19 protein-coding genes are annotated in these 22142 nt (G+C 47.1%); 4 read left to right on the top strand and 15 right to left on the bottom strand.

Going from position 1 to position 22142, the window contains the following annotated elements; genetic code table 11:
* Positions 1–110 precede the first annotated feature (110 nt).
* Positions 111–425, top strand: a complete 315-nt coding sequence (locus B4240_RS10740; RefSeq protein WP_296239107.1) for a DUF4298 domain-containing protein — start codon at positions 111–113, stop codon at positions 423–425.
* A 2-nt stretch (positions 426–427) separates the two neighbouring features.
* On the opposite strand, the gene B4240_RS10735 is transcribed toward B4240_RS10740, so the two are convergent.
* On the bottom strand, positions 428–1231 hold the full coding sequence (locus tag B4240_RS10735; RefSeq protein WP_296239214.1) for a sulfite exporter TauE/SafE family protein: 804 nt from the start codon (positions 1229–1231) through the stop codon (positions 428–430).
* A gap of 204 nt (positions 1232–1435) precedes the next feature.
* Here B4240_RS10735 and B4240_RS10730 point away from each other — a divergent pair, with 204 nt between their 5' ends.
* Both B4240_RS10730 and B4240_RS10725 read left to right on the top strand, forming a co-directional pair.
* Positions 1436–2431: a biotin--[acetyl-CoA-carboxylase] ligase gene (locus tag B4240_RS10730; RefSeq protein WP_414707126.1), complete on the top strand. Its 996-nt coding sequence runs from the start codon at positions 1436–1438 to the stop codon at positions 2429–2431.
* Between the two features lie 80 nt (positions 2432–2511).
* The gene (locus B4240_RS10725; RefSeq protein ID WP_296239103.1) at positions 2512–3243 is read left to right on the top strand and encodes a pantothenate kinase; all 732 of its coding nucleotides are present in this window, start codon (positions 2512–2514) and stop codon (positions 3241–3243) included.
* 99 nt (positions 3244–3342) lie between these two features.
* Here B4240_RS10725 and B4240_RS10720 read toward each other — a convergent pair whose 3' ends face one another.
* The 11 genes from B4240_RS10720 to B4240_RS10670 form a co-directional block, all read right to left on the bottom strand.
* Positions 3343–4530, bottom strand: coding sequence for an isovaleryl-CoA dehydrogenase (locus B4240_RS10720; protein WP_296239102.1), 1188 nt, complete (start codon positions 4528–4530; stop codon positions 3343–3345).
* 210 nt (positions 4531–4740) lie between these two features.
* Positions 4741–5661, bottom strand: coding sequence for a hydroxymethylglutaryl-CoA lyase (locus B4240_RS10715; RefSeq protein ID WP_296239100.1), 921 nt, complete (start codon positions 5659–5661; stop codon positions 4741–4743).
* A gap of 52 nt (positions 5662–5713) precedes the next feature.
* Positions 5714–7816 (bottom strand): acetyl-CoA carboxylase biotin carboxylase subunit, encoded by a 2103-nt coding sequence (locus B4240_RS10710; protein WP_296239098.1) that lies wholly within the window; start codon positions 7814–7816, stop codon positions 5714–5716.
* 57 nt (positions 7817–7873) lie between these two features.
* Positions 7874–8692, bottom strand: a complete 819-nt coding sequence (locus B4240_RS10705; protein WP_296239095.1) for an enoyl-CoA hydratase/isomerase family protein — start codon at positions 8690–8692, stop codon at positions 7874–7876.
* A gap of 45 nt (positions 8693–8737) precedes the next feature.
* On the bottom strand, positions 8738–10348 hold the full coding sequence (locus tag B4240_RS10700) for a carboxyl transferase domain-containing protein (RefSeq protein WP_296239093.1): 1611 nt from the start codon (positions 10346–10348) through the stop codon (positions 8738–8740).
* 115 nt (positions 10349–10463) lie between these two features.
* On the bottom strand, positions 10464–12218 hold the full coding sequence (locus tag B4240_RS10695; RefSeq protein WP_296239091.1) for an AMP-binding protein: 1755 nt from the start codon (positions 12216–12218) through the stop codon (positions 10464–10466).
* Positions 12219–12660: 442 nt separating this feature from the next.
* Positions 12661–13869 (bottom strand): FAD-dependent oxidoreductase, encoded by a 1209-nt coding sequence (locus B4240_RS10690; RefSeq protein WP_296239089.1) that lies wholly within the window; start codon positions 13867–13869, stop codon positions 12661–12663.
* A gap of 210 nt (positions 13870–14079) precedes the next feature.
* Positions 14080–14799, bottom strand: a complete 720-nt coding sequence (locus B4240_RS10685; RefSeq protein WP_296239212.1) for an amino acid ABC transporter ATP-binding protein — start codon at positions 14797–14799, stop codon at positions 14080–14082.
* A 188-nt stretch (positions 14800–14987) separates the two neighbouring features.
* Positions 14988–15659 carry an ABC transporter permease subunit gene (locus B4240_RS10680; protein ID WP_296239087.1) on the bottom strand — a complete coding sequence of 224 codons (672 nt, stop codon included), beginning with the start codon at positions 15657–15659 and terminating at the stop codon, positions 14988–14990.
* Entirely contained in the window at positions 15656–16402 is a 747-nt protein-coding gene (locus B4240_RS10675; protein WP_296239085.1) for an amino acid ABC transporter permease, read from the bottom strand. Before B4240_RS10675 ends, B4240_RS10680 begins: the two co-directional genes overlap by 4 nt.
* 91 nt (positions 16403–16493) lie before the next feature.
* Positions 16494–17486 (bottom strand): glutamate/aspartate ABC transporter substrate-binding protein, encoded by a 993-nt coding sequence (locus tag B4240_RS10670; protein ID WP_296239083.1) that lies wholly within the window; start codon positions 17484–17486, stop codon positions 16494–16496.
* A 328-nt stretch (positions 17487–17814) separates the two neighbouring features.
* Here B4240_RS10670 and B4240_RS10665 point away from each other — a divergent pair, with 328 nt between their 5' ends.
* Positions 17815–18795, top strand: coding sequence for an Hsp33 family molecular chaperone HslO (locus B4240_RS10665; RefSeq protein WP_296239081.1), 981 nt, complete (start codon positions 17815–17817; stop codon positions 18793–18795).
* Between the two features lie 68 nt (positions 18796–18863).
* Here the strand turns inward: B4240_RS10665 and B4240_RS10660 are convergent, their stop codons facing one another.
* The 3 genes from B4240_RS10660 to B4240_RS10650 all read right to left on the bottom strand — a co-directional run bounded on the left by B4240_RS10660 (position 18864) and on the right by B4240_RS10650 (position 22139).
* Positions 18864–20348 (bottom strand): esterase/lipase family protein, encoded by a 1485-nt coding sequence (locus tag B4240_RS10660; protein ID WP_296239079.1) that lies wholly within the window; start codon positions 20346–20348, stop codon positions 18864–18866.
* Positions 20349–20603: 255 nt separating this feature from the next.
* On the bottom strand, positions 20604–21233 hold the full coding sequence (locus tag B4240_RS10655; protein WP_414707125.1) for a fumarylacetoacetate hydrolase family protein: 630 nt from the start codon (positions 21231–21233) through the stop codon (positions 20604–20606).
* Between the two features lie 180 nt (positions 21234–21413).
* A complete protein-coding gene (locus B4240_RS10650; protein ID WP_296239075.1) occupies positions 21414–22139 on the bottom strand; it encodes an ABC transporter permease in 726 nt (241 codons plus the stop codon).
* Positions 22140–22142: the final 3 nt, after the last annotated feature.

Here is a 22142-nt window from a genome sequence, read left to right as displayed (position 1 = left end):
CGGCTATTCTACCTCAAATTGTGCTAGGTTTTTAGGGTTTGTGAGGGATGCTATAATAGGGCTGAAAATTTATCTCATTCATCTACATAATAACAATTAAGGACACTCAAATGACTGAAGACAATTTTGATAAATACGATCCGCAAGAGCTACAACAAAAATATGAAGAATGGTGTGAGCTGTATCGTAAGCAGCTTGAGGCGCAGCAGCAGTTTTTGCGCGCTGAAGCCTTGCAAAATGAGTTAAAAGATTATTATCTCAATCCGCAATGGATGACAGACCGTGAGGCGGATTTGCCCATTGAGCACTCGGGTAAAGCGCACTCAATCTTTAGTGAAGATGCGCTATGGAGCATGCTCAGCGACCATGATGAGCTAGCGAGAAAATGGATGCGTTTGGGGCTTGATGCGATTGATAGGAAATAAAATTAAATCACCCCAATCCCACTTAATAATAACTGACCGCCTGCAAATAACAATAGCACGCCAAAAGCGCGTTTCAGCGTCAGCGCGGGCAGCACGTGGGCAAGTTTGGCACCGACTTTTGCCATAATAAAGCTAGCGACGGAAATACATAAAAAGCCTGTGATATGGACAAAGCCTATCGTACCTTCAGGCAGATTGACCACATCCTGGCCAAACCACGCAAAGCCTACCGCGCCAGCGACGGCAATTGGCAAACCGCAAGCGGCAGACGTGCCGACCGATTGTTTCATCGGTAGACCTGCCCAATTTAAAAACGGCACGGTCAAACTACCGCCGCCAATCCCAAAAATTGACGACGCCAGACCGATACCCGTCCCTGCCCCAAATTGTACGCCAGCTGATGGCAAAGGTTTGCCCAATTGTTCTTTATTGGATAAAAACAGCATTTTTAAGGCGACCAATAACGCACCGACACCGATGATGGCTTGCAGTACCTTACCGTCAATCATATCGGCAATACCAGCACCAATCAAACTACCGATGACCAAGCCCAATGCCATTTTGCGCCATACTTCCCAGCGCACGCCGCCGCGTTTATTGTGCGCTGTGAGCGAGCTGATAGAGGTTACAATGATGGTCGCAAGTGAGGTGCCAATCGCCAAGTGCGTGACCACTTCTGGCGAAAAATGATAAGCGGTAAAAATCCAAACTAACGCTGGTACGATAATCATACCGCCGCCAACGCCAAATAAGCCCGCGCTCACGCCAGCAAACGCCCCTGCAATCACAAACCACACATATAACATCATCAAATCAGCCTTTTGTCGTACTTATTTTTATAAAAATCATTTAGCTTTATAATTGCTTGGATACACACTCTCAAACGCATTTGCCAAATCATAATCCGACCTTTATGCTGTCTATTTTGTACTGGGAGTTAGCAACCAGCGCTCAGTATAGCAAAGTTTATCCACGCCACATTAAACACATCGACGAAACTTATGCCGCCATTGAATCCCTTATTTGACTCACTGCCTGACTGCCAACCCGAATCATTAACGCTCGCCCATTTGCCCGAACTGAACCATCGCCACCTTATTAGTAGCGGCTCGACCAATAGCGAGCTGATAGCAGCGGTGCAAGATGGCACGCTAGACGCCACTGATATGCATCTACTTACCGCTGAAACCCAAAGCGCTGGTCGCGGGCAACACGGGCGCTCATGGCAATCGCCGCGTGGCAATGTGTATTTGTCGTTATATCATCCGTTGCATCTGCCGATTAGTGGTTTGCTGTCGTTAATTATCGGCGTTGAATTGGCAAAAATGCCCGTAATTCAAACACTAAATGAACAATTACGCGCGCAAAAACTGACGCCAATCGGAGTAAAATGGGCCAATGATTTGGGTTTTTATGCGCAGCAGCATCAGCAGCGCCATAACCAAGCTGACCTAGATAACTCTATTTTGCAAGTGACTAAATTAGACGAGCAAACGCTGCCCTTTCATAAGCTTGCTGGCATCTTAATAGAGCCCGTCACAAGATTAGGAAAATTGGTCGGCGTGGTCATGGGCGTGGGCCTTAATGTGCAAGAAACGCCGACGCTCACCGCGCAAACCAGCGAGGGCATGAGCTATCAGGCGATTAGCTTACAAGATATTTATCAAAGCTTAGCAAGCGAGACTATGCCATTACCAAGCCTAAAAACGCTTTATTGGCAAATGAGTAAAGCCTTAATGGCAGCAATGACGCGCTTTGAGCATTTAGGGTTAGAAAAGCCTACTGGCCAGACGTACAATTTAGACAGCTTTTTAAAACAGTTTGACGCGCTGGACGCCTTGGCTGGTTTGCGTTTGCGCGTCACCCAAGAGCATAACGGCGATATCGAGACGCTCACCGGTTATGCGTGCGGGCTTGATACACACGGATGTTTGCAATTGCGCCAAGATAACGGTAATATTTCTGCGCTTTTTACCGGACGCATCGACGTTATTCAACGAGTTTAAACCACTTATTTAACGAGCACTAAAAGTGTAAAAATTATCAAGACGGTTGGTAATTGGGCACTATTTATAAAAGGATTTTTATGCTCTGGCTTGATCTTGGCAACACCCGCCTTAAGTACTGGCTCACCGATGATATCGGGCAGATAGTGGCGCATGATGCCAAGCAGCATTTGCAAGCGCCAGCCGAACTGCTCATGGGCCTAACCGATCGCTTTGAGCGTTATGCGCCTGATTTTATCGGTATATCTTCGGTATTGGGCAATGATTTGAATGGTAAAGTATCTGAAACCCTAAGCCGCTTGAATATTCCGTTTGAGTTTGTGCACGTCGATGCAGCGCACGCCTTGATGAAAAGCGCTTATAATGACGAACAGCTTGGCTGCGACCGCTGGCTACAAATGCTTGGTGCCGTCGATAAGAAAAAACGCCAGTGCGTGATTGGCTGCGGTACGGCCGTAACGATTGATTTGATTGACCACGCTGAGCATTTAGGCGGTTATATTTTTCCCAGTATCTATCTGCAGCGCGAGTCGTTATTTTCTGGTACCAAGCAAATTACCATCTCTAACGGCACTTTTGATAGCGTCAGTCAGGGCATCACCACCCAAGACGCGGTGCATCGCGGTATCTTATTGTCCATTGTTGGTGCGATAAACGAAATCAGCAATCGTCATCCAAACTTTGAGCTCATCATGACCGGCGGCGATGCGCACATCATCGCGCAACATATCAATCGTTCCGTGCGCCTGCGCGATGATTTATTGTTAAATGGTTTGGCGCGTTATTTTGACCATATTAAACAATCATCCTAATTAAACAATCATCCTAGTTTTAGTGACGGTATAAAATACGAATAAAAAAGCAGGGCGTTTTAAGCGACCTGCTTTTTTGCTACTAAACCTCCACTGCTGTTATTTAGTCTCGTTAAATAACTCGCGGCCAATCAGCATACGGCGAATCTCACTGGTGCCCGCGCCAATCTCATACAGCTTGGCATCACGCCACAAACGGCCGAGAGGATATTCGTTGGTATAGCCATTACCGCCAAAGATTTGAATGCCCTCGCCCGCCATCCACGTGGCTTTTTCGGCACACCACAAAATCACACTGGCGCAATCTTTACGTACTTCGCGGCTATGACCAGCGCCGCGCTGATCGAGCATATCGAGGTTTTTACCGACTGTATATAAGAAGCTGCGTCCCGCTTGCAGGATGGTATACATATCAGCGACTTTACCTTGGATAAGCTGAAATTCGCCAATCGCTTGTCCAAACTGCTTACGGTCGTGGATATAAGGGACGACGTTATCCATCACCGCTTGCATGATGCCGATGGGCCCTGCGGCGAGTACCGCGCGCTCGTAATCAAGACCGCTCATCAGTACCTTGACGCCATTACCAACGCCGCCTAAGACATTTTCTTTAGGAACTTCAACATTATTAAAGGTCATCTCGCCCGTATGGCTACCGCGCATGCCGAGTTTATCGAGCTTTTGCGCCGTGCCAAAGCCAGCCATGCCTTTTTCAACGATAAACGCCGTCATGCCTTTAGCGCCCAGCTCCGGATTGGTCTTTGCATAAACCACCATCACGTCCGCATCGGGACCATTGGTGATCCACATCTTGCTGCCGTTTAGCACATAATGACCGTCTTTTTCTTCGGCTTTTAGCTTCATACTAACGACATCGGAGCCAGCACCCGTTTCGCTCATCGCTAAAGAACCAATGAATTCACCGCTAATCAGCTTAGGCAGATATTTTTGTTTTTGCGCCTCGTTGCCGTTGCGTTTGATTTGGTTGATACATAGGTTTGAATGCGCACCATAACTTAGCGCTACAGAAGCAGACGCGCGGCTAATCTCTTCCATCGCCACCATGTGCGCGACGTAGCCCATATCAGAGCCGCCGTATTCTTCAGGAACGGTAATGCCATGAAGGCCAAGCTCACCCATTTTTTGCCATAAATCCATTGGGAACTCGTCGCTACTATCGATTTCCGCCGCACGCGGGGCGATTTCTTTTGCCGCAAACTGCTGTACCACATCACGCAGGGCATCGATGTCTTCGCCAAGCTGAAAATTTAATCCGGGTAAACTCATAACCATTCCTTGTATTTCGATGTTTAATTGCTTAAAGATTTAGGTCAATTTAAAGAGAGCTCATATAGCTGGTACAAATTTTTAGCGCTTGCTGTGCGACTTCGTCACTCCAGAGGCTTCAAAAAATTTATACCAGCTATCAATCTATATATTTATTCATTTGGATTGTATGATTTAAATCATAATCGGCGGTAGTTCTAATCCTATTGGCTAAGGCTGACGTTTGTTAATCAAAGCGCGCGCCACGCTTGAGCCGTTGCGGCGCCCGAGAAATTCGCTGATACGCTCGCCTGCTGCAACCAATTTATCCAAATCAATGCCAGTATTGATGCCCATGCCATGCAGCATATAAACCACGTCTTCGGTTGCGACATTGCCCGTGGCGCCTTTGGCATACGGACAACCGCCAAGCCCAGCTACTGAGGTATCGAATTCACTAACGCCCATCTGTAAAGCAGCTAAAGTGTTACTGACGGCTTGACCATACGTATCATGGAAATGCCCTGATAGCTTGCTGATGTCGGCGTACTCTAGGGCAGCTTGCAGCGCGCGCTGAACTTTTAGCGGTGTACCAACACCAATCGTGTCGGCAATACCAATTTGTTCAGCGCCAATCTCAACCAAACGCTTGGTCACATACGCGACTTGGCTTGGATCAATCTCACCTTCATAAGGGCAACCGACCGTGCAAGAAATAACGCCGCGTACTTTAATACCCTGCTCTTTTGCCGCAGCGGCAACAGGTGCAAAACGCTCAATGCTTTCATCGATGCTGCAATTGATATTTTTTTGGCTAAAGGTTTCACTCGCTGAGCCAAAGATGACGATTTCATCAGGGCGGTGCGCAATGGCATTTTCAAAACCGCGCATATTTGGCACCAGTACCGAGTAACAAACATCGGCATGGCGCGCGGGCGCGAGTGCTTCAAGTAGCTCGCTGTTATCACCCATTTGCGGCACCCATTTGGGCGAGACAAAACTGGTCGCTTCAAGTTTTTTCACGCCTGCTGCAATTAAGTCCTCGATAAGCGCTTGCTTAACCGCAGTTGGTACGGTCATGGACTCATTTTGTAAGCCATCGCGCGGGCTGACATCGACGATGGTGACGTGGTCTGGATAGGAGATATTCATGCTAATTGTCCTTTTTTAACTAGTCGCCCTGTTCTTATTTATCTCTCAGCTATCAACTTTCACTATCGATGCGTAACAACTCATCACCGTCAGCAACCAAATCGCCTGCCGCAAATAACAATTCTGCCACCACGCCATCGGTTGGAGCGCTAATGGTATGTTCGATTTTCATTGCTTCGATAACAGCAAGGGGCTCGCCTTTGTTCACACTATCGCCAACCGCTACTTTAAACGCCACGACTTGCCCCGGCATCGGTGACTTTAAGCTGCCGACCGCCGCGCTATCTTCGCCAACATGCGCCATGATATCGATCAGCGTAATCTCATCACGGCCGCTATCAGTAAACACATAAACGGTTTCATTACTTGTCCAACTTTGCGCGTTGATACGCGCGCCATCTAACCATAAGGTATGATTGTGCGCATCACTGCTGGCGTAGCTCACCTCACCTTCATAAACCGTTTCGGTTTGCGCGGCGACATTGGCATTGCTATTATCTTCAGTGCTTGCGATTTCTTTTTCAATGATAAGCGTAAAGCGACTGAGAGTATCACCCCCTTTTTTGCTGTTAGTATAATCGGCATTATGCCAGTTGCTAAGACGCGCTTGGTACGCTTGCTCATCATAAATCAAGCTAAACGAGCGGGTGTAATTGCTATAAGCGCGGAAGCCCGTAGGCTTACTAAATGGATCGGTGTCTTGCCCTTGCCTCGCGCTTTCACGGGCAAGCTGCTGCGTAATAGCCGTCACAACCAGCGTCGATAAATCAAGCCGATGCTGATTAAATAACTCGTCCGCTTCGCGTTCAATCAATGCCGTATCGAGATTGGCTCGACTAAACGACTCCGTATTTAAGATATAACGCAAAAACGCCACGTTATTTGGTAAACCAACGATGCGCGTCTGGGCCAATGCGCGATCAAGCTTTGCCAATGCTTGCTCGCGCGTGGGCGCATGCACGATAAGCTTGGCAATCATAGAATCATAAAACGGGCTAATCACATCTCCTTCGCGGACGCCATCATCGATACGCACGTCAGCAATGTTAAAGGTGCTGTGCTCAGGTTTTTGATAGGTAAATAGCGTTCCTGTCGCTGGTAAAAAACCATTATCAGGGTTTTCAGCACAGATACGCGCTTCAATCGCATGACCATTGATGACCAGCTCATTTTGCTGTTTGGGTAACGGCTGACCCGCTGCGACCAATAGTTGCCATTCGACCAAATCGACGCCCGAGATGGCTTCACTGACCGGATGCTCAACTTGCAGACGCGTATTCATTTCCATAAAATAAAAGTTCATGGCGCCTTCGCGCTGCTCAACGATAAACTCAACCGTGCCCGCGCCGACATAATTGACCGCACGCGCCGCTTCAATCGCCGCGGTGCCCATCGCTTCTCGCATTGCTGCGTCAACACCTGGCGCAGGGGCTTCTTCTAACACCTTTTGATGGCGACGCTGTACCGAGCAATCACGCTCAAATAAATGCACATAGTTGCCATGCGTATCACCAAACACTTGGATTTCGATATGACGTGGTTTTAGCGCGTATTTTTCGATGAGTACCTGATCATTACCAAAGCTAGTAATCGCTTCACGACGGCATGAGTCTAGTAGGTCAACAAAATCGCTGCTTTGCTCGACGATACGCATACCTTTACCGCCACCGCCCGCACTTGCTTTAATCAAGACAGGATAGCCAATGCTATCGGCTTGCTGCTGCAAAAACTCGGCATTTTGATTGTCACCATGATAACCCGGTATCAATGGCACGCCAGCCGCTTCCATCAAGCGCTTAGATTCAGATTTACCTCCCATCGCGCGAATCGCAGCAGCGGATGGGCCAATAAATACCAGACCTGCATCCTGACAGGCTTGCGCAAAGTCCGCATTTTCGCTTAAAAAGCCATAGCCTGGATGAATTGCTTGCGCGCCAGTCTTTTTAGCAATGGCAATAATCGCATCGCCTTTTAGATAGCTGTCTTTTGGCGCCGAACCACCCAAATAAACTGCTTCGTCACAGACGGCGACATGCTTGGCCTCGCGGTCAGCATCAGAATAAACAGCAACGGTACGAATGCCCATGCGCTTGGCGGTCGCGGCAACTCGGCAAGCAATTTCACCACGGTTGGCGATTAAAATTTTAGAAAACATAACTATCCCTGTAACTTATCGTTTTTATTTATCGTCTTGACTATCGTTTTTTTGCTACTAGTCTGCCGTTAACCAATTTGGCTTACGCTTTTGCAAAAATGCTTGCACGCCTTCCTTTCCTTGCTCAGATGAGCGGATATCAGCGATACCTTTGACGGTATCGGCAATCAACTCATCGGTAATGTCTGCACCCGCTATGTCGTGCAATAAACGCTTGCAGGTTTTGACCGCCTCGGGGCTATTGTTAACTATTTTGGCGCATAACGCTGCAACCGTATCGTTAAGTGACTCTTCACTGACGCGCTCATGAATAAAGCCAAGCTGCCGTGCTTTTTTGGCGTCAAACACTTCTGCACTTAAAAAGTAGCGATGCGACGCTCTAGCCCCTAATGCTCTTACGACATACGGACTAATGGTGGCAGGCGCTAATCCCAGACGTACTTCACTTAAGCAAAAATTGGCAATTTTAACGGCAATGGCCACATCACAAACGGCAACCAAGCCCATTCCACCTGCATAAACGTCGCCTTGGATGGCAGCAACGGTTGGTTTTGGGCACTCGTAAATGGTCTTTAGCATTTGCGCCAGTTTATCGGCGTCTGCTAGGTTTTCTTCATAGCTATAATCGGCCATGGCACGCATCCAATTAAGATCCGCTCCCGCGCAAAACGCTTTGCCAGCCGCCGCTAAGACGATGACGCGCACATTATCATCAGCGCCTAGCGTAGTAAAAGCTTCTGTCAGCTCGGCAATCATGTCATCGTTAAAGGCATTTCTTATCTCGGGACGATTTAATGTCACCGTTGCAACGTGCTGTTCTACTTTTACTAATAGGTTTTTATAATTTTCAAAAGTTCTATCAAGGTTTTTTTGCATGATTTTCTCTATTTTTCTAGATTCTGAATCGTATTTTCAGTTAACTTACATTCTAAACACGCCAAACGTCGTCTCTTCAATTGGGGCGTTATAGGCGGCGCTTAGTCCTAATGTCAACACATGACGCGTATCAGCAGGATCAATCACACCATCATCCCACAGCCGCGCGGTGGCATAGTATGGATGGCCTTGCTCTTCGTACATCTCGCGAATCGGCGCTTTAAAGGCGGCTTCATCTTCATCACTCCACGTCTCGCCTTTACGCGCAAAATTATCGCGCTTAACCGTCGCCAGTACCGAAGCTGCTTGCTCGCCGCCCATGACTGAGATACGCGCATTTGGCCACATCCATAAAAAACGCGGGCTATAAGCACGGCCGCACATACCGTAGTTGCCAGCGCCGAATGAGCCGCCAACGATGACGGTAAATTTAGGCACTTTGGCGTTGGCAACTGCCATGACCATCTTGGCACCATGACGAGCAATGCCTTCGTTTTCGTATTTGCGCCCAACCATAAAGCCGGTGATATTTTGCAAAAACACCAAAGGAATTTTACGCTTACAGCATAGCTCGATAAAGTGGGTGCCTTTTTGCGCCGACTCACTAAATAAAATACCGTTATTAGCGATAATACCAACTGGCATGCCTTCGATATGGGCAAAACCGCACACCAGCGTCGTGCCAAAGCGCGCTTTAAATTCGTCAAACGCGCTGTCATCAACGATACGGGCAATGATTTCTTTGATATCAAAGGGTTTGCGCTTATCGGTTGGAATGATGCCGTATAGCTCTTTGGCATCATAGCGCGGTGGACGCGGGGCTATTTGATTAGGAATATGTTTGACAGGACGGTTTAAGTGGCTAACGATATTGCGCGCAATCGATAACGCATGGGTATCGCTTTGCGCCAAATGATCGACCACGCCTGACAGACGCGTGTGCACATCACCGCCGCCCAAGTCTTCGGCGCTGACCTCCTCGCCTGTCGCCGCTTTGACCAGTGGCGGACCACCCAAAAAGATGGTGCCTTGTTCTTTGACAATGATAGATTCATCGCTCATGGCTGGCACATAAGCACCGCCAGCGGTACAGCTGCCCATAACTACGGCAATTTGCGGAATACCGGCAGCACTCAGGTTGGCTTGATTAAAAAAGATACGGCCAAAGTCATCTTTATCAGGGAAGACTTCATCTTGATTGGGCAAGTTTGCGCCGCCTGAGTCCACCAAATACACGCAAGGTAAGTTATTTTCTTGCGCGATTTCTTGCGCGCGTAAATGCTTTTTGACCGTCATCGGATAGTAGGTGCCGCCCTTTACCGTGGCATCATTACAGACAATCATACACTCGGTGCCGTTAATGCGGCCAATCCCCGCAATCACGCCCGCCGCCGGAATATCTTCGCCATACATACCGTGCGCTGCCATTGGTGCCACTTCCAAAAACGGCGTGCCAACATCGAGCAAGCGCTCGACACGCTCGCGCGGCAGTAGCTTACCGCGTGCTAAATGCTTGGCACGCGCCCGCTCTGAACCGCCCTGAGCAACTTTTCGCAGGTGTACATATAAGTCGTCGACTATTTCTTGCATGGCGGCACGATTTTGCTGAAAATCGCTGGCGTTTGGACTCAGTTTACTGGTTATGATAGCGCTCATGATATCCCTTTTCTTTGATGCGTCAATGCGCATAACTTTTTATTATAACGGTTGAATGTTTTAGTTTTTACTCACATAAATGATTTATAAAATAACGGCTAAGATTAGTTTACTCTTACAGGCCTAGCTCTTCTTTCATCTGCTCGATAATCTTATACTTTTGGATTTTACCGGTGATGGTCATCGGGTATTCGGTCACAAAGCGATAGTAAGTCGGCACTTTATAATGGGCGATGTGCTCGCTACAGAATTGGCGCACGTCCTCTTCGGTCAAGCAGCCCGGCTCTTTAGGAATAATCCAAGCAGCCAGCACTTCGCCATACCGCTTATCTGGCACACCGACAATTTGTACATCGCGTATTTTTGGATGGCGATACAGGTAGTTTTCAATCTCGACAGGATAAATATTCTCGCCGCCGCGAATGACCATATCTTTACTGCGACCAACGATTTTGACATAGCCGTCTTCATCCATCGTCGCCAAATCGCCAGTATGCATCCAGCCATCTTGTATCGCTTCACGGGTTTTAAAGCGGCTACCCCAATAACCTTTCATCACTGAATAACCACGCGTCAAAAGCTCGCCCGTTTCCCCTAAGGGGACAATCTCGCCCGTTTCGGTATCGACGACTTTGACTTCAAGCGCAGGCTGCACCAAACCAACGGTCGATACTTGCTTCTCAAGCGGCGTATGCTCATTGGTCTGGCAAGAAACCGGACTGGTTTCGGTCATGCCGTAAGCAATGGTCACCTCTTTCATGTGCATTTTATCAATAACGCGGCGCATGACTTCAATCGGGCAGCTGGAGCCTGCCATAATGCCAGTGCGCAAGGTCGATAAATCAAAGTTTTCAAATTCAGGATGGTCAAGCTCGGCGATAAACATCGTTGGTACGCCATGCAAAGCGGTACATTTCTCTTCTTCAACCGCCTGCAAGACGGACAATGGCTCAAAACCATCATTCGGATAAACGATACAACCGCCATGCGTCAAAATCGCTAAATTGCCGAGCACCATACCGAAGCAATGGTATAAAGGTACTGGAATGCACAGTCTATCCTCAAAGGTGAGATTCATGGCCTCACCGATAAAATAACCGTTATTTAGAATATTACGATGGCTTAGTGTCGCGCCTTTTGGCGTGCCTGTCGTGCCGCTGGTGAATTGCACGTTAATAGCGTCGGTGTTTTTAAGCTGCGCCTGACGCTCGGCAACGCGTGGATCGTTGGCATCACCCTCCGCCATCCAAGCAGAGAATTTTTGCATAAAACCAAACTCTTCATCAGAGTCCGGCTCATCAATCCAAATAATACGCTCGATGGTTGGAATCTCGACCAAATCAAGCTGGGTATAGTCTTTATGATAAATCTCAGGACAGAGCTCACGGATTAACTGCGCATAATCACTGCTTTTAAAATGGCGCATAAGGACAAGCGCTGAACAACCCAATTTATTGAGTGCATATTGCAGCTCAAAGGTGCGGTAAGCAGGATTGATATTGACAAGGATAACGCCAACTTTTGCCGTTGCTAATTGCATCAAAAGCCACTCGGCGTTGTTGTGCGACCAGATACCGATGCGATCGCCAATCTCAAGCCCCATCTCAATCATGCTACTAGCGAGCTGGTTGACTTGCTGTTGCAACTCGCGATACGTCCAGCGGATATTTTGATGACGCACGACCAGCGCTTCTCGCTCAGGATATTTGGACACAATGGCATCAAAGAAGTCACCGATGGTCGCCTCAATCAGCGGCACATCAGGGCCTTTGTCATAACTTTGGCTGAGCGGCGCATTTGCTGAGCGTGCGCCCATATTAACGGTGGGTATGTTGTTTAAAATGCTATCGAAGTCAATAGTTCGCGTCATAACGAGTCCTTTCGTTTTACTTTTTATGGTGCTGATTTTTCGCTTGTCGTCTATTCTTTCTTCCTTGAATAGGCCTTGACGAGCGTTAGCTACTATACCGCCTTAAATCGAAGGCTGTCAATAATAGCAATACAATATGTATCATTTAAATTAATTGCTAAAGATACTAGTTTAGTAAAAGATAGCATAAAATACGGCGTGCTTGAATATAAGCGTTTCTCTTTAGAATCGATCCAGACTTGATAACGTGCTACTGGGATGAATTTTTCGCCGCCTCTGTTTAGCAGCAAGCAAGGAAAATTTATACCAGTAGCACGTGGTTATTAACCGGACGACTTTATTTTGCACTGTCTATATAAAAAGCCAGTCATGCATTGCTACGCAGCTGGCTTTTTGGCAGAAATTAAGACAAAATTAAGGTTAAGAGTTAACCCTGCAACGATTAAGCTTTAACCGTTGGCGGCGCTTTAATCGTCACCGTTGCGCTGATAACCTTGTTCTCATCAAGTAAGTTCATGACCAGCTCATCATCCGTTTCAGTAGCTACTTGCCAATTGCCAGCAGCTTGCGGTACGCCAGTTACCATCACCGAAATGGCTTTATTTTTTAAGCGAATCATCGGCGGCTTATGATCATAGCCGCTGTGCTCGTGACCCAAGATATCATCAGCAATTGTCGCTGCCTGCGCACGTAGTGGCGCCACATAACGGCAAGCAACGCCATTGATCGACATACAATCGCCAATCGCGTAAACATTGGACGCATGAGTGCGTAGCGTTGAGGCATCAACCACAATGCCCGTGCGCCGGTTAAACTCAACCCCTGCCGCGGTTGGCAATTTATCATCAACCGTCAAGCCCGTACTAGCAATGACATGGTCAACGATTAACGGTTCAGGCTGCTGCGCCGCATCACTGTCAGTAGCTGCTACTGGCGCATAGCTGACTTGTAGTTTGCCGTCACTATGACGCGTGACATTCGATACTTGATAACCGCCTAAAAAGTGAATCCCTTGTGACTGTACTGCTTTGGCAATACGGGCGGTCGCTTTTGCTGGTAGCATTTGCGAGAGCGGCGCATCGTTTAAATCGATCAGCGTGACTTCATGACCCGCTTTTAATAAATCCTCAGCAATCTCCGTCCCAACCATGCCAGCACCAACGATAGCAACGCGTTGACTGCCAGCGGCAAGCTTTTCTTGCAGCTGCCCAAAACGCTCGATATGGTTAACATGCCAAACCAAATCTTCGGGCAGGCTTTTTGGAAAAATAGGGTGCGCGCCCATCGCCAGTACCAGCTTGTCATAGCTGATAGTCGCATAATTGGTATAAACAGGGTCGGAGCGCAGCGCTGAGATAAGTTGCAAGGTTTGGCTGTCAGGGTCAATATCGGTCACTTGCGTATTGGCAAGTAACGTCACTTGCGCCGCCTCTGCGGCATCGCTACCAGTCGCCCGTACCAAGTCCGAGGCATTTTTTTGTTGGCTAATTGCCATCGTTAGCATCGGCTTATGATAACGATCGCCATTATCAGCCGTGATTAGGGTAATGGGAATATCTTTATCTTTTGTGCGAATGGCGTCAACAACGTGCCATCCTGCCAAGCCTGCGCCAATAATGACAATACCTGCCGATTGATTTTCTACACTCATATTTACTCCAATATCGTTTATGAATTATTTTAATTCTTAACATATTGACCGCTATTGTATCAGTAAACAGCCATGCACTCACCTATTCGCGCGCCGAGCCAGTCATCTTCATATTACGCCTGTCTAAAACAATTTATCGGCATTTTACTGCATAAAAAAAAGCGCCTATAAAAGACGCTTTGCCAGACACTTAAATCACAGTACTGAATTTTAATGATTGAGAATCTTTGATAAGAACAGTTGCGCGCGATCGCTTTTTGCGCCCTCAAAAAACTCATCTTTGCTACAGTTTTCAACGATATGCCCTTCATCCATAAAGATAATGCGATTGGCAACCTGACTGGCAAAGCCCATCTCATGGGTTACACACATCATAGTCATACCATCGCGGGTCAGCTCAACCATCACATCGAGCACCTCTTGAATCATTTCTGGATCAAGGGCGGAGGTTGGCTCGTCAAACAGCATCGCTACTGGATCCATCGCTAGCGCGCGCGCAATTGCCACGCGCTGCTGCTGACCGCCAGACAGTTCTGCTGGATACTTTGCTGCTTGCACCGTCAGCCCAACACGGTCTAGATACGCCATGCCTTTTTGCTTAGCCTCATCTTCTTTACGGCCTAGCACTTTGATTTGCGCGACCGTTAAGTTATCAATAATGGTCAGATGCGGAAACAGCTCAAAATGCTGAAATACCATCCCAACACTGCTACGAAGTTTGGGCAAGTTGGTTTTTGCCGCGCCAACTGAGATACCATTAACCATGATATCGCCTTTTTGAAAAGGCTCAAGACCATTAACGGTTTTAATAAGCGTCGACTTACCACTACCCGATGGACCACAAACCACCACCACATCGCCTTTATGCACGTGAGCGGTACAGTCCGTTAGCACCTGAAAGTCGCCGTACCATTTACTGACGTCAGTCATTTTGATGACGATCTCAGCGCTTGCATGACCATTGTCGGTGACCAGTCCGCCAAATTCATTTATATATGTGTCAGCATTGTTTATCACTGGCTCATTTATCACTGACTCATTCATCACTGGCTCCTAATCACTTTTTTTCATAATTATTAAATTACATCTTAATAGTAAAATACTGCGCCAAATTTACCTTAAAACCTTAAACGTTTTTGCAATTGCTGCACGCCGATAGAGGCACTTAAGCTGATAATAAAATAAATAGCCCCCGCGCCTAAAATATAAGGCGTCAGTAAGCCCATCAGCTCTCCACGGACGTAAGCGGCGCGGAAAAAATCCGTCAACCCAATGGCGAAAACCAGCGTCGTATCTTGAAATAAAATAATACATTGCTGCAAAATCAGCGGCAGCATTTTGCGAAACGCTTGCGGCAAAATAACCAAACGCATGGTTTGTCCATAGGTCATGCCAAGTGCCTTTGCGGCATTGACCTGCCCGCTACCAATCGATTGGATACCCGCGCGCACTACCTCTGAGAAGTACGCTGCTTCAAACATCATAAAGGCGACCACACACGAGGTAAACGCGGTATCGAGTTGTAGATATTTACCCGCTAGCCAAAAATATATCATCGGCACGGCAAAATAAAACCACAGTAGCACCAGTAGTAATGGCACAGAACGAAAATAATTGACGTATAGTTTTGCGGGGACTTCTAGCGCTTTGATGCCAGACAAACGCATTAAAGCCAATACCGTGCCTAAGCTGATACCCCCTAAGATAGCAAGAAATAGCACCTTTAAAGTGGTCAGCATACCGCCCATTAAGCCTGGGTACGCTGTTGCAAGTTCGGTCATCATGTTCATTTTTGACTCCCTGCAATCAGCCCAGGTACACGCAGTTTACGCTCAATCAGTCCCATAATGGCAATTAACGATAGATTGAAGACCAGATAGATAATAGTCGCATAAGTATAAATCTCGAGGCTGTTTTGGGTATATTCACTGATGGTTTTGGTTTGGCTAATCAGCTCCATCACGCCAACGAGCGACGCCACCGAAGCGTTTTTAAAGCAGTTGGTCAGCTCAGAGCTGAGCGGCGGCAAGATGATCCGAAACGCCTGCGGCAGTAGCACCTCTTTATACGCTTGCGGAATCGTAAAACCGAGCGCATAAGCGGCATTAACTTGTCCTTCAGGTAAGGACTCGATGCCGGTTCGCACCTGCTCAACGATACGCGCGGCGGTAAATAAACCCAAACCAATACTGGCAGACAGCATGGCTGAGGTGTTGGGCGATAAATCTTTATACCACCAGTCTTGTAGCGCGGGCGTCAGCCAACCGGGGGCAATATAAAACCAAAAGAATAATTGTACGAGAAGAGGAATATTACGAAAAAAAGTCACATAAGCGGTGCCAATGCTACGAGCGGCTTTATTGGGCAGGGTACGCATGATGCCCAAAACAGTACCAATCACCATGGCAATCGCCCAGGCGATACTGCCAATCAACAGCAGCCAGCCAAGTCCGGTCACCATCCAATGCAAGTAAAGCTCGTTACCGATACCGGTTTGCTCAAAGAGCACACCCCAGTTCCAGCTATAATTCATGATTGTCTCTCCAAGCCATGAGTAAAAAGCCAACGCGCCAGAGTGATATATCAGTCCAAGCGCGCCAGCAAGCTATGTTGAGGGACTATCATTACTGGGCAGTTGCTTCTTTTGGCTGCGCGCTATCGTGCGGATTGGCAATCAAGGCTTTTAAGTTATCTGACATCTCAAAGTTTAGATTGACATTTTTTGGTGGGATTGGGTTCATAAACCATTTGTCATAAATGCCATTAATCTCACCTGAGCTAAAGACATTGGCAAGCGCCTCATCGACTACGGCTTTGAATTCAGGGTCATCTTTACGCATCATACAACCATAAATCTCAAACGATTGCGGCGTGCCAACAATCACCCAGTCATCAGGATTTTTGGCTTTGGCTTTTTCGCCCGCTAGCAGGACATCATCCATCATAAAGGCATCGGCACGGCCATTTTCTAACATAAGGAAGGCTTCGCCATGGTCTTTTGCCGAGATGACATTGATGTCCATTTTATTTTTGTCGTTGTATTCACGGATATAACGTTCTGAGGTCGTTCCAGCGGTAGTGACCAAGGTTTTACCTTTTAAGTCTTCAAAATCTTGAATGCCTGAGTCTTTTTTGGTCAGTAAACGCGTGCCAATTTCAAAGAAACCGTTTGAGAAGGCGACTTGTTTTTGGCGCTCTTCATTATTGGTGGTCGAGCCACATTCAAAATCAACGGTACCGTTTTGCACAAGAGGAATACGGGTTTGTGAGGTGATAAGGTTGTAACGGACGTTTAAATCTGGCATGTTGAGCTTTTGCTTAACCGCATCAACCACTTTCATTTCTAAATCGTGCGCATAGCCAATCGGCTGGTTTGGATCGTCAGCAATGTAAGAAAATGGAATAGAAGAATCACGGTGCCCGACTACGATCGTACCTGATTCTTTGATTTTTTGTAGCGTGCCGTTAGCATTTCCTGTCTGTTCAGTGGTCTCAGTCGTAGCAGGCCCATCTGCTGGCGCCGCTTCGGTGTTGGTTTGATTGCTATTATTACAGCCCGCCAAGCCCAAGGCCATAAAAGCAACCAGCGTCAAGGGTTTAGAGATTAAGTAGGTCATGAGATACATCCTTTTATCACATTTTCACAGAATTGAGAGGGGACTTTGGCGCTGTTTAAGCCACTATTTGACTTTATTTAAGCCTATCTAAGCCGTTGGTTAACTTTGCCGCCATGCATCCATGCTGTTGCAGTTATTTATCACTATGCAACTTAATGTTACTGTACAACAATTTGCGCAGTGGGGGTAAACTTTTTTTAATGAGGCTGATATTTTAAAGCGTCCACTTATAAATTATTGAAATTAAGCCAATAATCTAACCGCTATGATTGATAAATCCTAATGAATCCCCATAAAGCTAACAACTTCTTAATACTAGTTATGACCTATGACACAAGATACCCAAGTCCCAAATACCGACCGCCAAGCGCCCAGCAGCCACCGCGATAACGACGTACGCCAACGCTTTTTTATCGAAGACTCACCGGTGCGCGGTGACGTGGTGCGCCTATCGCGCAGCTATGCGCAGACGATTGCGCAAAAACCTTATCCTGAAGCCATTAAGCGCTTGTTGGGTGAAATGCTGACAGCTGCAAGTTTGCTGATCAGTACCGTTAAAATTAATGGTCGCTTATCGATTCAATTACAATCATCAGACAGCGACAGCCTACTCAATTGGGCAATGGCAGAATGCGACCAAGATGGTATCATCCGTGCCCTTGCCAGCTGGAAAAGCGACACCGACGAACAAGTGCAAGCGTGGGACAATATGATCCATGCCAAAGACGCTTTTGCTGAGCTCGGCGCGGCTGGTCAAGGCGTGTTGTTTATCAATATCCAGCCTGATGGCGGCGAGCCGTATCAAGGTATCGTTGAGCGCAGCCATGACAACTTGGCCGACTGCTTAGCGCATTATCAAAAACAATCGGCGCAAATTCCAACGCTGATTAATTTGGCCTCTGATGGTCTGCAAGCGGGTGGTATCTTGGTACAAATGCTGCCTCGTACCGCTGCAGAAACTTATGAAGTCGAGCAAAACCAAGACGCTGGTATTGATGATGATTTATGGACGCGCTTAAGTGTGCTGACGCGCACGCTAAAAGCAGAAGAGCTGACCACGCTTGATGCCAATGAGATTCTATACCGCTTGTACAACGAGGAAAAAGTCGTTGCCCCTGAGCCAGTGCCGCTTTCCTTTGGTTGTACGTGCTCACGCGAGAAGTGCGAAATGGCGATTGAGCAAATCGGCGAAACCGAAGCCTTGGATATCGTCGACGAGCAAGGTGGTACGTTTGAGATGGACTGCGGCTTTTGCGGTGAAATCTATAAATTTAATAAAGACGATGTAGCGGCAATTTTTGCTGAGTAGCCTATAACTTATTTAAATATTTAATAAACCCTCAAGTGTGATGCTTGAGGGTTTATTGTTTTTAACGCTTAAATCTCGACCTCAAAATCTTGTGGATAAGAATAGATACGACTATCAAGCGCATATTTGGCGTCATGAGCATCGCCTAGTTGATTGGCCAATAACCAATCAGTCACTTGCTCATGTACCCTATCGTTATAGATTAAGTTCATGTGATTGACGCCGTAAAATATCGCTTTATGACCCTCTGGCACGCTCAGCGTATGCTCTTCGGAGTATTCGCCGAGCGCCGATTCCACGGAAACCAATCCATCACCCAATAAACTGGAGGTTTTATTTTCATAATGGGTTTCAAGCAAAGCTGCCGCGACCAAATAGGTATTTACATGCAAAGGCAGACGCGCCGGATGGCGAAACTCTGCCGGTAGCACGCTGCGCTCCTCTAAAAATTTCCAGTCTGCGTCGCGAATACTGCCATAACGTAGGTCAATAATACCAGCGCTACGTAAGTCGCCCAATTTCGCCAACGAACCCGCAAAAGGCAGCTTCGCGATTTTGTATTGCACAAAATTACCAATTCGCTCCAAGCTTGCACCATGATGCGGCGTGCCCAAAGTAACCAGATTGCCCACGCGCTTAACCCAGCTAAAACCCTGCTCTTTACCATAAAACAGCGCGCTACGACTTAATAAACCGCCCATGCTATGCCCGATTAAATCAAGCTGAGTAATGTCTGGATTTTCTTCAACCAAATCTTGCAAAACCTTGGCAAACCTACGCCCGTTACTGGAGATACGCCGACCGGTATTGTAGTTTACATATAAAACCGTGGTGTTTGGCAGCGTGCTGACCAGCGTTGTGCCCAGATTGTTTTCGCCCGCTACCTGCCAGCTTAAGTGACTCATACAAAGCCCGTGACATAACACAATCACCCGCCCTGCTAGCGCGCCATTTTGCACACGGTTGTCTTTATCGTATAGCACCATCGACACTGCCAATGGGTTATGATGGGTGATAAGGTGATCGCCCATGACGCCATTTAAGATATTCACCACGCGGCGCAAGTTTAAAGGCAAGGGCTGTATCTTTTTGGGTTTTAACATCGTGTTATACAGACGCAGCCCTATGGCGAGATTATTGCCGACCAACTGCATCGTTTGGCGTACCGTGCCATAAATGCGTCCCGTGATACCGCGCTGCCAATGCTCAAGATTGTCTTTATCAAGCTTGCCTTTATTAAACCGTCCTAACGGTCGCAGCAGAATCTCACGGTGGATAGCTTCGACAATATCCGTGACTTCAACCACGCCCATGGTGGCAAGCTGCGCCAAGCCTTCAAAGAAATCAACTAACGAGAGGGACTGATGCGGTTTTGTATCGCTGTCAGCGACATTTTCGGCGGTCAGCTCATCGACATAAATATATTCAAGTTTCGCCAACGCTTCATAAACATCGCCTTGAAAGTCTGTATCAGTACCCGATTCATCATCAAATGGACGCCGAGACGCCGCAAATAAATCGTGTTTGGTGTCTAAAGATTTTGGACTGGGCATAATTTGGCTACATTAAGCGATTAAGGATATTTGCCATACTAGCCTGTAAATGGCATAAACAGAAGAAAATGATTGAACTGTCAGGTATTTTTATGGTTAGAATGGTTGCAAGCAAGCAAAGTACTGTTTTTTATAAATGTATTTCTAATGCGGGTACAGTATTGCTGCGAAAAACTTATCAATAAAAAAACCTCAGATTTACTCTGAGGTTTTTTTATTTATCAAAATAGCTAGATTAAACAGACAATCAAAAATTTATTTAACCTGTGCTTGCCATTCATGAGCGCCTAATTTTAAAGTCAACGCATCACCTGCTTGTAATACGCCAACGCCGCTTGGCGTCCCTGTCATGATGACGTCGCCTGCTTGCAAACTAAAGGCGTGACTGATATTGACCAATAACTCGTAAACGGGAAATAGCATCAAGGCGCTATCGCCGTCTTGCTTGAGCGCATCATTGATAAACAGCTGATAATGCACGTTTTTAAAATCGCCAAACGTTTGCGGGTCGAGCCAGTCAGCAAGTACGCAAGCGCCATCGAAGCACTTAGCGCGCTCCCACGGATGGCCTTTTGCTTTTAGCTCAGTTTGTAGCTCACGCAAGGTCAAATCAAGCCCCAAGGTTACGCCGCCAATGGCTTGCTTGGCCTCTGCAAGCGTGGCTTTTGATAAGTCTGCTGCTAGCTGAATACACAGCTCAGTTTCGTAATGGGTTTCACCATACATAGCAGGATTTGGCCGCTCAATGTCATGACGGATGGACACTACCGAAGAGGCAGGCTTCATAAATAGCATCGGGGCGTTAGGCACTTCATTGCCCAATTCCTGCGCATGGGCGGCATAGTTACGGCCAACGCAGACGACTTTACCAATAGAAGCGCGCAGACGTTCGCTATTATTAATGCTAGTATCACTATTAGTATTATTGGCGCTATCAGTATCTTGCACGCTACCAATAATAGCGTTGGCGATGGACATATGGGGCGATGAGCTCATACTGTTTCCTTACGGCATGTTTTTGGAATTTATGATAACTATAGCTTTTTTATCTTGCCTTGCCTACTTTTAAGGAATGGTATTGGTGACCACATCTGGTGGCACGTAGCTGGCATGACGATTCATGCGTTTTTCAAACAATCTAAAGCTAAATAAAATCACCCACGACAGCAGCAGATAAACGATACCAGCAGCAAAGAACAATTCCATTAGGGTATAAGTGCGCGCACTAATCGTACGGGCGACGCCAGTGATATCCATCAAAGCAATGGTTGATGCCAGCGCACTACCTTTAAGCATAAAGATGACTTCATTACTGTAGGCAGGTATCACAATGCCAAAAGCACGCGGTAAGGTGATGCGCGTTAACTTCTGCCATTTGGACATACCAATGGCATCAGCGGCTTCAAGCTCGCCCACCGGAATATTTTGAATCGCACCGCGAATAATCTCTGCCAAATAAGCACTGGTATTAAGGGTAAAGGCGATGATGGCACACCAGTAAGCTTGGCTTAAAACTGGCTCCCATAAGAATGAGTTACGCACCGCTTCAAACTGCCCAAGACCATAATAAATCAAAAATATCTGTACCAGTAGCGGCGTGCCACGGAAAAAGAAGATATATAAAAATGGTAAGACTTGCACCAACCAATTTTTAGACAGGCGCAGTAATGCCAAAATCAAACCAAAAAATAACCCGATAATACCCGAGAACACCACGAGCTGGACGGTCAATACCGCGCCGCCCATTAAATCAGGGATATGGTCAAAAATGACCTGCCAATTCCAATCCATAGT

The sequence above is a fragment of the Psychrobacter sp. UBA5136 genome, from assembly GCF_002414005.1.
Taxonomy (GTDB): Bacteria; Pseudomonadota; Gammaproteobacteria; order Pseudomonadales; family Moraxellaceae; genus Psychrobacter.
Note: the sequence above shows the minus strand (reverse complement) of the source record. Positions and strands in the feature narration are given on the sequence as shown.

What these genes read in the sequence shown, in the direction of transcription:
- B4240_RS10695 (WP_296239091.1), bottom strand. Translation starts at nt 12,218, where the DNA reads ATGACGCGAACTATTGACTTCGATAGCATTTTAAACAACATACCCACC.
- B4240_RS10650 (WP_296239075.1), bottom strand. Translation starts at nt 22,139, where the DNA reads ATGGATTGGAATTGGCAGGTCATTTTTGACCATATCCCTGATTTAATG.
- B4240_RS10705 (WP_296239095.1), bottom strand. Translation starts at nt 8,692, where the DNA reads ATGCAAAAAAACCTTGATAGAACTTTTGAAAATTATAAAAACCTATTA.
- B4240_RS10675 (WP_296239085.1), bottom strand. Translation starts at nt 16,402, where the DNA reads ATGAATTATAGCTGGAACTGGGGTGTGCTCTTTGAGCAAACCGGTATC.
- B4240_RS10700 (WP_296239093.1), bottom strand. Translation starts at nt 10,348, where the DNA reads ATGAGCGCTATCATAACCAGTAAACTGAGTCCAAACGCCAGCGATTTT.
- B4240_RS10680 (WP_296239087.1), bottom strand. Translation starts at nt 15,659, where the DNA reads ATGAACATGATGACCGAACTTGCAACAGCGTACCCAGGCTTAATGGGC.
- B4240_RS10690 (WP_296239089.1), bottom strand. Translation starts at nt 13,869, where the DNA reads ATGAGTGTAGAAAATCAATCGGCAGGTATTGTCATTATTGGCGCAGGC.
- B4240_RS10720 (WP_296239102.1), bottom strand. Translation starts at nt 4,530, where the DNA reads ATGAGTTTACCCGGATTAAATTTTCAGCTTGGCGAAGACATCGATGCC.
- B4240_RS10665 (WP_296239081.1), top strand. Translation starts at nt 17,815, where the DNA reads ATGACACAAGATACCCAAGTCCCAAATACCGACCGCCAAGCGCCCAGC.
- B4240_RS10725 (WP_296239103.1), top strand. Translation starts at nt 2,512, where the DNA reads ATGCTCTGGCTTGATCTTGGCAACACCCGCCTTAAGTACTGGCTCACC.
- B4240_RS10710 (WP_296239098.1), bottom strand. Translation starts at nt 7,816, where the DNA reads ATGTTTTCTAAAATTTTAATCGCCAACCGTGGTGAAATTGCTTGCCGA.
- B4240_RS10660 (WP_296239079.1), bottom strand. Translation starts at nt 20,348, where the DNA reads ATGCCCAGTCCAAAATCTTTAGACACCAAACACGATTTATTTGCGGCG.
- B4240_RS10685 (WP_296239212.1), bottom strand. Translation starts at nt 14,799, where the DNA reads ATGACTGACGTCAGTAAATGGTACGGCGACTTTCAGGTGCTAACGGAC.
- B4240_RS10670 (WP_296239083.1), bottom strand. Translation starts at nt 17,486, where the DNA reads ATGACCTACTTAATCTCTAAACCCTTGACGCTGGTTGCTTTTATGGCC.
- B4240_RS10735 (WP_296239214.1), bottom strand. Translation starts at nt 1,231, where the DNA reads ATGTTATATGTGTGGTTTGTGATTGCAGGGGCGTTTGCTGGCGTGAGC.
- B4240_RS10740 (WP_296239107.1), top strand. Translation starts at nt 111, where the DNA reads ATGACTGAAGACAATTTTGATAAATACGATCCGCAAGAGCTACAACAA.
- B4240_RS10715 (WP_296239100.1), bottom strand. Translation starts at nt 5,661, where the DNA reads ATGAATATCTCCTATCCAGACCACGTCACCATCGTCGATGTCAGCCCG.